Genomic DNA, 11,643 nt, shown 5'->3' with positions numbered 1-11,643 from the left:
GCAAACCGGATATGTTTTCCCGTTGCAAGCTTGCGTTGTTAGCTCCTTCGTACGTCATTGCCCCACCCTTTTCACTTTTCGACAGCGACAAAAAAGCCCCTCACCGAAATGAGGGGCTAGTATTTGAGTCCGAGAGAATTAAAGCATTCGAACGACAGAAGGGTGAACAGCGCGATACATGGCGTAATCAATCGCCTTCATGTTACTTGGGAAGACCAAGTTTTCGCACAGCAGGTACGTCTCAACCGACGTATCAATATAAAAAGCTTCGCTGTAAGACTCACTGGCCAAATCCAGATCACCATCCAATTCAGCATGCTTACCACGAATCACATAAGACAGCACCGAATCTCGTAACCTCAATGCTTGCCCAAGATGCTGCTTGGCTGAAGCCATGTCACCAGCGATGGTTTCGTGTAGGGCCAAAGCTTCATAAATTCGAGGTTGAATTGGCCCAACCATCATTTTCACGTTGGTTTCCAGCGCATCGCTGAGTTGTTGCACTCGCCCTTTCTTTAGTTCGAGAGACGAATCAAGCACTTTCTGCACGTGGTAAGCAATCAGTAATTCAGCTTGAACATAAGCATTATCTGGCTCGATTTCTAAAATATTTTCCATCAAATCGATGCCTTGGCGAAACTGCTTGGCATCAGAGACATTAAGATAATGGTTAGCTTGAACAAACAATTCCAAGGCATCGGGATTCATGGGCATTCCCGCCACCAGCATCGTAGATTTTAATTTGGCATCCGGCACTTTCAGCACTTGCATCAAATCCAACGATGCTTGTTGAAGCACGGTCTTTAAATGGCTACTGGTTAACGCGTATTGACGACTAAACAACACCTTTTCAGATGAGTTATTGCGATATTCCACCTCTAAAAAGCTGCCACCGTCATTTTCACGAACTCGTACCACAACGGATTTACCAGGCACAATGCCAGAAGTAAACGACGCCTTCTTTAGCATGACTCGGTAATCACTGACTTGAGCAATGTCAGACATCAACTTTTGGGCAAACCCGTCTGCCAAGTCATAGCTTAACCCTTCGCTCGTGAAGTTATCTTGAAACTTGAATTCGATAAGGTGAGTATCGATGGCTTGGGTAATACGCACTTCCGATTGCTTGTAGGTAAACACACCCATCACCACGACCAAAACACTGATCCAGATGAAGTTCATCAGTCCCAAGCGCCACGGGCTGATTTTATTTTTTTTCTGAGGGGGCTTTTTCTCTTTCGACATCTCGCAGACCGCACGAGTCAGAGGGCCGGCAGGAAAAGTAACGGCAGGTGCGATAGGCAGAGTCTCTTCTTCTGGTTCTTCAACCAAAGGGGCGTTCTCTTCCTCTTCACTTTGGCGACTTGCGACAAACTCTTCATGCGTCATCGGAGTCACGTTCGCCACCAGCTTGTAGCCACGTTTCGGTACTGTAATGACGTAACTGGTATTTTCTTCCCGACCGTCACGCAGCAATTTACGCAACTCAAAAATGGACTGAGTCACCACTTGATCGGTCACAATCGCCCCAGCCCAAACGTACTGGATCAATTCCTCGCGATTGAACACCTCATTTGCATGCTCAGCTAAGAAGTGCAAAAGATTAATTAAGCGCGGCTCAACAGTAACTTCCCTATCTTGTCGATACAGCTTATTTTCATCAACGCTTAAAACCCAGTCATTGATTTGAAAATAGACTCCAACCATGTATGAAAACTCTCGTATCTACCAGACAGCTATCGCTGTAGGAATGATGGAACTTCACATTCGCACAGTCGACCAAAAGCGAGATTATAGGTGGGAAAACGGCGTGCACCTAGAAAAGCAAGCCGCCAAAAATGCAAACTTAAGTTAAGTGATGCAAAAATGAGACTACTCAAGTGCTGCAAGAATAGAACAATGACTGGCATCATCGTTTGTATGGCCACAGCACGCATCATTAATCTTCTTCAAAGCACGGCGAATTTTCGTCAGTTCATTAATCTTCTCGTCGATCAGCTCTAACTTGGCAGAAGTAATGGCTTTTACCTCTGCACAACTGTGTTCTGTCGCCTCTAACTTAATTTCTAATAGATCTTTTATTTCATCCAAGCTCAACCCTAGCTCTTTCGCTTTTAAGATGAAGCGCACCTGCTTTTGATTCTCTCCATTATAAAGTCGGTAGCCTGATTCGCTTCGCCCTGCGGGTTTTATCAACGCATTTTTCTCATAAAAACGCAGTGTATCTGAAGTCACACCACAGCGTTTTGCCAACTCACCTATCTGAAACATAACTTTCCTTATTAACTATCTCGTTACTTTTAAAGCTAAAGAACGACTTTTTTGCAATTATTTTTGAGATGCCAAACGATTGCGCGAGCTTTTTTGTAATAAATTGGTTAGAATACGCGCCATCAAATGTGGAGACTGTTTTCTAAACATGAAAACACCTGCAAAGGTCTTTACCAAAACTGGCCAATATTTTACCCCAAGAGGTAAAAACAAGTTCATTTTTGGCAAACATCTTTAACTCCGTGAATTTGAGGAAAATGGAAGCATGAATAACGCTCGTCCTATTCGCCGTGCGCTTATCAGCGTATCAGACAAAACAGGTATTGTTGAGTTTGCACAAGCTCTTGCTGAGCGCGGTGTCGATATCCTATCTACTGGTGGTACAGCACGCCTACTTGCCGAACAAGGCATCGCCGTAACAGAAGTCTCTGACTACACAGGTTTCCCAGAAATGATGGACGGCCGCGTTAAAACGCTTCACCCGAAAGTTCACGGTGGTGTGCTTGGTCGTCGTGGTCAAGATGACGACGTGATGGCAAAACATGGCATCAATCCAATCGACATGGTCGTTGTTAACCTATACCCATTTGCAGAAACCGTTGCCAAAGATGGCTGTACGCTGGCTGACGCAGTAGAAAACATCGATATTGGCGGTCCTACCATGGTTCGCTCAGCAGCGAAGAACCACAAAGACGTAACTATCGTTGTAAACGCTTCAGACTACGACCGCGTAATCGCAGAAATGGACGCCAACGACAAGTCTCTGACTCTGGAAACCCGCTTCGACCTTGCAATCGCTGCATTTGAACACACCGCCGCTTACGATGGCATGATCGCAAACTACTTCGGTACCATGGTTCCATCTTACGGTGAGAACAAGGAAGGTGATCAAGAGAGTAAATTCCCTCGCACCTTCAACCAACAATTCGAGAAGAAACAAGACATGCGCTACGGTGAGAACAGCCACCAAGCTGCCGCGTTCTACGTTGAAGCCAACCCACAAGAAGCGTCTGTTTCTACTGCTCGCCAAATCCAAGGTAAAGCCCTTTCTTACAACAACATCGCAGACACGGACGCCGCACTTGAATGCGTGAAAGAGTTTAATGAGCCAGCATGTGTAATCGTAAAACACGCCAACCCATGTGGCGTCGCGCTAGGTAAAGACATCCTAGAAGCGTACAACCGCGCTTACCAAACAGACCCAACATCAGCGTTCGGCGGCATCATCGCATTCAACCAAGAGCTAGATGCAGAAACGGCTAGCGCTATCGTTGAACGTCAATTCGTTGAAGTAATCATTGCTCCTTCTGTTTCTGCTGAAGCGATTGAAGTCGTTGCGGCGAAGAAGAACGTACGTCTACTAGAGTGTGGTGAATGGACAACTAAGACCACGGGCTTTGACGTGAAACGCGTCAACGGTGGTCTACTGGTTCAAGATCGCGACCAAAGCATGGTAAGACTAGACGACCTTAAAGTGGTTTCTAAGCGTCAACCGACAGAAGAAGAGCTTAAAGATGCGCTATTCTGCTGGAAGGTAGCGAAATACGTGAAATCTAACGCGATCGTTTACGCGAAAGGCGACATGACTATCGGTGTGGGCGCAGGCCAAATGAGCCGCGTTTACTCAGCGAAAATTGCCGGCATCAAAGCCGCAGATGAAGGCTTAGAAGTTGCCGGCAGCGTAATGGCATCTGACGCTTTCTTCCCATTCCGCGACGGTATCGATGCCGCAGCAGAAGCCGGCATTAAGTGCGTAATTCAGCCAGGTGGCTCTATGCGTGACGACGAAGTTATCGCAGCAGCAGATGAGCACGGCATGGCGATGATCTTCACGGGTATGCGCCACTTCCGCCACTAATTTCCTCATCGTATTTGGCACTGTGGCGTCGTTAACTGCTTTTGCCCACCCCAGTTACGTAGCTGGCTATGTTTCCGGGATGGGCTCAATTGTTGCCTAGCCGCATCATCAACTACTTTGAGTAAACAGTATTTATAAGATTAAGGATTTTCATATGCGAGTTTTAATCATTGGTTCAGGCGGTCGTGAACATGCGCTAGGCTGGAAAGCAGCGCAAAACCCAAATGTTGAGACTATTTTCATTGCTCCAGGCAACGCAGGTACGGCACTAGAGCCAAAACTAGAGAACGTAAACATCGATGTAGAAGACATCGCTGGCCTTGTTGCTTTCGCCAAAGAGAAGGCGATTGAACTGACTATCGTTGGCCCAGAAGCACCATTGGTTATTGGTGTGGTTGATGCGTTCCGCGAAGCGGGCTTACCAATCTTTGGCCCTACCCAAGCCGCATCGCAGCTTGAAGGCTCCAAAGCGTTTACTAAAGACTTCCTTGCTCGTCACCAAATCCCAACCGGTGCTTACGCAAACTTCACAGAAATTGAACCAGCGCTTGCTTACGTGCGTGAGCAAGGTGCACCAATCGTGGTGAAAGCAGACGGTCTTGCTGCTGGTAAAGGCGTAATCGTTGCGATGACGCTAGAAGAAGCAGAAGACGCAATCAAAGACATGCTAGCGGGCAACGCATTTGGCGATGCAGGCAGCCGCGTGGTTATCGAAGAGTTCTTAGATGGTGAAGAAGCAAGCTTCATCGTAATGGTCGATGGTGAGAACGTTCTGCCAATGGCCACCAGCCAAGACCACAAACGTGTCGGTGATAAAGACACGGGCCCGAACACCGGGGGCATGGGCGCTTACTCTCCAGCTCCTGTGGTCACACCCGAAATTCACAATCGCATCATGGAAGAAGTCATTTACCCAACGGTACGTGGCATGGCATCTGAAGGGAACCCATACACAGGTTTCCTATACGCGGGTTTGATGATCGACAAAGATGGCACTCCGAAAGTGATCGAGTACAACTGCCGCTTCGGTGATCCAGAGACACAACCAATCATGATGCGTATGGAATCGGATCTTGTAGATCTATGCTTAGCAGCAATCGACGAGAAGCTTGATCAAGTGGAATCTAAATGGGATCCACGCGCATCTATCGGTATCGTGCTAGCAGCCGGTGGCTACCCAGCAGCGTACAACAAAGGTGATGTGATCTCTGGCCTGCCTCAAGTTGAAATTGAAGGCGAGAAAGTCTTCCACGCGGGTACAGACAATCAAGATGGCGACATCGTGACAAATGGTGGTCGCGTATTGTGTGCAACTGCATTGGGCAACAGCGTATCAGAAGCACAACAACGCGCATACGAGCTAGCAAAACAGATCAGTTGGGATGGCATGTTCCATCGTAATGACATCGGCTACCGTGCTATCGCTCGCGAGCAAGAAAAATAATAACAACTTCAGTTGGCTAAAAAGGCAAAAGGCGCATTCAGCGCCTTTTTTATTGTTCTTTCACATCCAGCGTAAAAACGTAGAAGCCTTACTCAGAGATAAACTTTGGTCGTGATACACAATCAAAGTTGCCATCATTGAGCATCAAGAGGCTGTCTACCACCACTTCATTACGAGATTCTTTACCAACAAAGGCAATGTAGCTATCGACCGATGATAAACGGTCGATGACAAATTTCGGCAGGGTTTGGTTGAACTCTAGCGTCGAGAATTCTTTCCCTTTGCAGGTTTCAAATGCTTGACCATTCCAATAGCCTTGTACGAGGTTCTGCCCGTTGCGAGACTGCTCTTTGATGGCAACAACGACATCATTAGCTTCGGCTTTGTATCGATCAAGTTGCTCGCGCTGCAACGGCAAGACTTTGCGATTTACGCGATATTGCTGATAAATCGCTTCACCATCTTTATTAAAGCGGATGTGGATTTGAAAAGGCACCAGTCTTTGCTTGGCATCGATTTGCTCACCTTTTCGAATCAACTCACGCAACTCGCCTTCATCCCAACGGTAATCACTTTTATACCAGCCATGATCACCCATCGTGACGTAATCTGCCGCGGTACTGACTCGAGTTAATCGCTCAGTCATCCAATACAAACTACTGGTGTCACCTGCGGTTTTTCCGCCAGAAAAGTGGGTAAATTGTTCTAGATTAGGCGTTTCAACAGAAGAACAGCCAATAAGAGAAAGGCTAGATAGGAGGAGTGAAGTGAGTAGATGTTTTTTCATGAAATTGCACCGAGGCAGGATACCTCGGTGCATTCTAACTTAGTTTACTGATTCTTTCAGCGCTTTACCTGCTACGAATGCAGGTACGTTAGCTGCTGCGATTTGAATCTCGTCACCAGTCTTAGGGTTGCGACCAGTACGTGCAGCGCGGTGGTTTACTTTGAATGTACCAAAACCAATTAGTTGAACTTGGTCACCCTCTTTAAGTGCACCAGTTACACCTTCAAGAGTCGCTTCAAGAGCAGCTTTAGCTTGTGCTTTTGATAGGTCTGCTTTCTCTGCGATAAAGTCGATTAATTGGGTCTTGTTCATTAGGTTTCCCTTCTCATATGTTATCGAATTCGTCTCACTCTAAAGCATAAATGCCCCATCTGGCAAAGGTTTGTAAGCGATCTTTCGATTTTCTGACGTACTTTTAGCCATAATATGAGTAATAACTCACAATTTGTTACCACATGCGGTCTGAAAGCCCTTGCTTTCCTACGTATTTGGACCAATTAATAAGGCACTTTTGCGGTTATAATCACTGCAAATAACAACTATCAGACTACTTTCAAGGGCAACTATGCTGCTGTTATCCATTTATATCTCTATTGCTATCGGCATTTCGTTTATCTGTTCGGTACTGGAGGCGGTACTACTGAGTATCAGTCCGAGCTACATTGCGCAGCTCAATCAACAGGGGCATCCTGCTGCTGAGCAGCTATCTAAACTCAAGTCCGACATCGACCGCCCATTAGCGTCGATTCTGACTCTAAACACTATTGCTCACACTATCGGTGCAGCAACAGCAGGTGCACAGGCGGCCGTCGTATTCGGCAGCGAAGCACTTGGCATCTTCTCTGCTGTGCTCACACTGGCGATCTTGGTTCTCTCTGAAATCGTACCGAAGACCATCGGTGCAACGTACTGGCGTCAGCTTGCACCAGCAGCGGCGGTATCGCTACGTTGGATGGTGTGGGCGCTAACGCCATTTGTATGGTTTTCAGAGCAAATCACCAAGCGTTTGGCTCGTAACCACGAAGCACCAAAAATGCGTGATGAACTTTCTGCGATGGCGATTTTGGCACGCGAAAGTGGTGAATTTGCAGAAGGCGAATCTAAAATCTTAAGCAACCTGCTAGGGATTCAAGATGTGCCTGTCACACAAGTCATGACACCTCGCCCTGTTGTCTTCCGCGTTGACGCAACGATGACCATTAATGAGTTTCTGGACAAACACAAAGACACACCGTTCTCACGTCCGCTGGTATACAGCGAGCAGAAAGACAACATCATCGGCTTTGTGCATCGTCTAGAACTGTTTAAGATGCAGCAATCAGGCAGTGGTCAGAAACAACTCGGTGCGGTCATGCGTCCAATCCAAGTGGTTCTGAACAATACAGCGCTACCAAAAGTATTCGATCAAATGATGACGCACCGCCTACAACTGGCACTTGTGGTCGACGAATACGGCACCGTTCTTGGCCTTGTCACACTTGAAGACATCTTTGAGCACTTAGTTGGTGAAGAAATCATCGACGAAGCCGACAAGAGCACCGACATGCAAGAACTGGCCTACCAACGCTGGGAAAGCTGGAAAGAAATGCACGGTGTAATCGAAAGCCGCGATGACGACGACGAAGAGTTAGAAAAACAAAACGTTGAGCCAGAAACACAAGAGCCAACAAAACCAGACTCAAAAGAATCGTAACCACGTTTCCAACAAAAAAGGCATCCCCCGGGATGCCTTTTTCATATTCGCTTTCACATTACAGTGCGATGCCGATGTTGCTCACGGCTTCTTCGCGTAGTTCTTCACGCAAGTCTTTGATCAAGTTGATATCACGTTCCGTTGCTTCACGCAGCGGACGGAAGATTGCCCACTGGACATCCCACTCTTCACATACGGCTTCATTTTCTTTTTGATTGTCGTTTGTGATTGGCTCACTGCCCTGTGCTTGCTCTAAATCAGCAACGGTTTGTACCGACTGTTGGCTCACTTTAAGCATTGAATCGAAAAGGTAGTCGCGATCCAACAGACCATGCAATAGAGTAGACAATGCCTGACACGCATCCATCGCTGGGTATACACCGTAAAAATCATACTCGTCGGCACTTGGGAACAATTCTTCGAGCTTCTCTAGTTGACGCTCGAAATTCACTTTCGCGTTCTTAACGGTCAGAATTTCCCATACACTATCAAGAATCGCTCGGTAAGCACGCGGTTCAGCAAATTCTGTGTTCTCACAAAACATCGCATAGTTTGGATACATGCGTTCACACAGACACGCCATAAAGGTAATTTGTTGCCAAGGTTCTAGTTTTTCTAAACGAACCTGAAGAGGATTCTTAAGCATAGTCACTCAATCATTGAAGAAAAAAACAGCGAAAGTGTACTTGATTCATCACAGGGAAAAAAGTTAATGCAGCATCCAAATCAGATTTTCCTGCTCTCAGAGCATCGCGACACCTACGAAACGTTATTGGCGGAGAAAAATCTGCCCGACCTGAACATTACGGACAAGCCGCAAGAGGCACACATTGTTCTTGCCGATCCTCCTTTACTCTCACAAAGATTAGACGAATTTTCACAACTTGAGTGGGTACAATCTACCTATGCGGGCGTAAATGCGCTCATTACCCCAGAATTTCGCCAAGACTATACGCTGACGAATGTGCGTGGCGTGTTTGGTCCGCTAATCGCAGAGTACGTCCTCGGATATTGCATCAGCCACTATCGTCATTTTATGCACTACCACCAGCAACAACAAAACAAACAGTGGCAACCGCATCTCTACACATCACTGCAAAGCAAAACCATGGTGATTCTCGGTACGGGTAGCATTGGGAAATGCCTAGCACAAACGGCCCAGGCGATGGGGATTAACACGATTGGTATTAATCGCACAGGAATTCCAACAGCCAATGATGAATTTGCACAAACCTTCCACATCAATGAACTAGCAAATGCTTTAAGAAAGGCAGATATTGTCGTTAATACGTTGCCGAGCACACCTAATACTCGTGCCTTGCTCAACCGTGAAACACTTCAACATCTCAACCAAGCTTTATTATTCAATGTAGGTAGAGGAGATGTGTTGGATGAAGCCAGCTTGTTGCTCGCCATCAAGAATCGCTGGGTAGAACACGCTTTCTTGGACGTGTTTGAGCAAGAACCATTGCCACCAGCGCATCCGTTTTGGAAGTTACCGCAAGTGACCATCACGCCACACATCGCCGCATTGAGCTTTCCTGAACAGGTGGTCGACATTTTTGCCGACAATTACCGACTTTGGCGCGATGGTTTCTCATTAAACAATCAAGTGGATTTCGAGAAAGGGTATTAAAGATTGATGTCTCTAGAGAATCTACTCCAACAAGTGCGCGCGTGCCAAATCTGCGCTGAGAGTTTACCTCTCGGAGCCAACCCTGTGGTTCAAGCCGGTAAAAACGCACGCATTCTGATTATTGGCCAAGCGCCAGGAACAAAAGTCCACAGCACTTCGATACCTTGGAATGATCCAAGTGGTGACCGACTGCGCCAATGGCTTGATATCGACAAAGACGTGTTCTACGACCCGAATAAAATTGCCATTGTACCAATGGGATTCTGCTATCCGGGTAAAGGTAACTCGGGAGATCTGCCACCGAGAAAAGAGTGCGCTCCTACATGGCACAAAAAGATTCTCGAACAGCTCCCCAATATAGAGTTGACTCTGCTTATTGGTCAGTACTCTCAGCAGTACTACCTCACCAACAAGCCCAAAACTCTCACGCAAACCGTTCAGCAATGGCAAGATTGGGAACCTGAGTTTATTCCTCTACCTCACCCTTCCCCACGCAATACGCTGTGGTTAAAGAAGAATCCATGGTTTGAGTCGGAAGTCGTTCCCTATATCCAACACCGCGTTCACTCGATGCTTTGAGTTACCGATGATCTAATTGCTAGTTAATCTGAATAAGAAAATTGAAACACAAACAACATAAACTTAAGTCATTGTTTATAATTGACTTTAATTCTTATTGTACAGCTTAGATAGTAATTAGATCATGACAGGCCAAATGCTTACTAAGCTGTACAATTCAAATTTCAGGTAAAAAAATACCGGCACTGATGGCCGGTATTGGATTTCAATAAATCGAGATTATTTGTGGTAAGGCTTAGATAGCTCATGTACCGCTTCAACAAACACACCCGCGTTTTCTGGCGGCACATCTAGGTGGATGCCATGACCTAGGTTGAATACGTGACCTGTACCAGCATCACCAAAACCTTCTAGGATACCCGCTACTTCTTCACGGATACGCTCAGGTGAAGCGTAAAGCATAGATGGATCCATGTTGCCTTGCAGTGCCACTTTATCGCCGATACGCGCTTTCGCATCTGCAATATTGATCGTCCAGTCTAGACCAACCGCATCACAACCCGTTGCTGCGATTTGCTCTAGCCACATACCGCCATTCTTAGTAAATAGCGTAACAGGTACGCGACGACCGTCATTTTCGCGAATCAGGCCATCCACTATCTTGTGCATGTATTGCAATGAGAACAGGTTGTAATCACGAGGAGTCAGAACGCCACCCCATGTATCAAATACCATAACTGACTGCGCGCCGGCTTTGATTTGTGCATTTAGGTAGTCAATCACGCTATCTGCTAGCTTATCCAGTAGAAGATGCAGAGTTTGAGGTTCTGCGTACATCATCTTCTTGATCTTCGTGAAGGCCTTAGAGCTACCACCTTCAACCATGTAAGTCGCAAGCGTCCATGGGCTACCAGAGAAACCAATTAGAGGTACATCACCATTCAAATCTTTGCGGATTTGACGCACGGCATTCATTACGTACTGCAGTTCACCTTCTGGATCTGGCAGACCGATTTTCTCTACGTCGGCTTTGCAAGTAATTGGGTTATCGAAGACCGGACCTTCACCAGCAGCAAAACGCAGACCCAGACCCATTGCATCTGGGATAGTTAGGATGTCAGAGAACAAGATCGCTGCATCAAGAGGAAAACGGCGTAGTGGTTGAAGAGTTACTTCAGACGCCAGCTCCGCATTCTTACACAAAGACATGAAATCGCCCGCTTGAGCACGCGTAGCTTTGTATTCTGGTAAGTAACGACCTGCCTGACGCATCATCCATACTGGCGTGTAATCTACCGGCTCTTTAAGAAGCGCACGCAGATAACGATCATTTTTTAATTCAGTCATTCCGTAGTTCCAATTGTTAGGCTTTCTTTGAAAGGGGGTATTCTATCACTGATTTAAGGCCAATAGCTGTGTGCTTTGCAACCTGGAT

At 46.6% G+C, this 11,643-nt stretch carries 11 protein-coding genes; 5 read left to right on the top strand and 6 right to left on the bottom strand.

All coding sequences use genetic code 11. From position 1 onward, the window contains the following. Positions 1 to 138: 138 nt before the first annotated feature. Together cadC and zntR are read right to left on the bottom strand one after the other, a co-directional pair. Positions 139 to 1,707, bottom strand: a complete 1,569-nt coding sequence (gene cadC / locus ACF8CV_RS13915) for a lysine decarboxylation/transport transcriptional activator CadC (RefSeq protein WP_005497594.1) — start codon at positions 1,705 to 1,707, stop codon at positions 139 to 141. 165 nt (positions 1,708 to 1,872) lie between these two features. Beyond that, positions 1,873 to 2,271 (bottom strand): Zn(2+)-responsive transcriptional regulator, encoded by a 399-nt coding sequence (zntR, locus tag ACF8CV_RS13910; RefSeq protein ID WP_138938612.1) that lies wholly within the window; start codon positions 2,269 to 2,271, stop codon positions 1,873 to 1,875. Between the two features lie 265 nt (positions 2,272 to 2,536). Between zntR and purH the strand changes: the two genes are divergently transcribed. Both purH and purD read left to right on the top strand, forming a co-directional pair. Then, positions 2,537 to 4,129 (top strand): bifunctional phosphoribosylaminoimidazolecarboxamide formyltransferase/IMP cyclohydrolase, encoded by a 1,593-nt coding sequence (gene purH / locus ACF8CV_RS13905; protein WP_138938611.1) that lies wholly within the window; start codon positions 2,537 to 2,539, stop codon positions 4,127 to 4,129. 154 nt (positions 4,130 to 4,283) lie between these two features. Then, the gene (gene purD, locus ACF8CV_RS13900) at positions 4,284 to 5,573 is read left to right on the top strand and encodes a phosphoribosylamine--glycine ligase (protein ID WP_138938610.1); all 1,290 of its coding nucleotides are present in this window, start codon (positions 4,284 to 4,286) and stop codon (positions 5,571 to 5,573) included. A gap of 88 nt (positions 5,574 to 5,661) precedes the next feature. Here the strand turns inward: purD and ACF8CV_RS13895 are convergent, their stop codons facing one another. Both ACF8CV_RS13895 and hupA read right to left on the bottom strand, forming a co-directional pair. Further along, positions 5,662 to 6,360, bottom strand: coding sequence for a DUF1481 domain-containing protein (locus ACF8CV_RS13895; RefSeq protein ID WP_171055986.1), 699 nt, complete (start codon positions 6,358 to 6,360; stop codon positions 5,662 to 5,664). Positions 6,361 to 6,399: 39 nt separating this feature from the next. After that, positions 6,400 to 6,672: a nucleoid-associated protein HU-alpha gene (gene hupA / locus ACF8CV_RS13890; RefSeq protein ID WP_005433627.1), complete on the bottom strand. Its 273-nt coding sequence runs from the start codon at positions 6,670 to 6,672 to the stop codon at positions 6,400 to 6,402. 253 nt (positions 6,673 to 6,925) lie between these two features. On the opposite strand from hupA, the gene ACF8CV_RS13885 reads away from it, so the two are divergent. Beyond that, positions 6,926 to 8,053, top strand: a complete 1,128-nt coding sequence (locus ACF8CV_RS13885) for a CNNM domain-containing protein (RefSeq protein ID WP_005456452.1) — start codon at positions 6,926 to 6,928, stop codon at positions 8,051 to 8,053. A gap of 58 nt (positions 8,054 to 8,111) precedes the next feature. On the opposite strand, the gene ACF8CV_RS13880 is transcribed toward ACF8CV_RS13885, so the two are convergent. Continuing rightward, positions 8,112 to 8,699, bottom strand: coding sequence for a YjaG family protein (locus ACF8CV_RS13880; protein WP_005456454.1), 588 nt, complete (start codon positions 8,697 to 8,699; stop codon positions 8,112 to 8,114). A gap of 66 nt (positions 8,700 to 8,765) precedes the next feature. Here ACF8CV_RS13880 and ACF8CV_RS13875 point away from each other — a divergent pair, with 66 nt between their 5' ends. Together ACF8CV_RS13875 and ACF8CV_RS13870 are read left to right on the top strand one after the other, a co-directional pair. Further along, positions 8,766 to 9,689 (top strand): D-2-hydroxyacid dehydrogenase, encoded by a 924-nt coding sequence (locus tag ACF8CV_RS13875; protein ID WP_021452323.1) that lies wholly within the window; start codon positions 8,766 to 8,768, stop codon positions 9,687 to 9,689. 6 nt (positions 9,690 to 9,695) lie between these two features. Next, entirely contained in the window at positions 9,696 to 10,268 is a 573-nt protein-coding gene (locus ACF8CV_RS13870; protein ID WP_138938608.1) for a uracil-DNA glycosylase family protein, read from the top strand. 219 nt (positions 10,269 to 10,487) lie between these two features. Here ACF8CV_RS13870 and hemE read toward each other — a convergent pair whose 3' ends face one another. Further along, a complete protein-coding gene (hemE, locus tag ACF8CV_RS13865) occupies positions 10,488 to 11,555 on the bottom strand; it encodes a uroporphyrinogen decarboxylase (RefSeq protein WP_005456478.1) in 1,068 nt (355 codons plus the stop codon). Between the last annotated feature and the right edge of the window lie 88 nt (positions 11,556 to 11,643).

The organism is Vibrio sp. zbq_1, assembly GCF_043102935.1.
Taxonomy (GTDB): domain Bacteria; phylum Pseudomonadota; class Gammaproteobacteria; order Enterobacterales; family Vibrionaceae; genus Vibrio; species Vibrio parahaemolyticus.
Note: the sequence above shows the minus strand (reverse complement) of the source record. Positions and strands in the feature narration are given on the sequence as shown.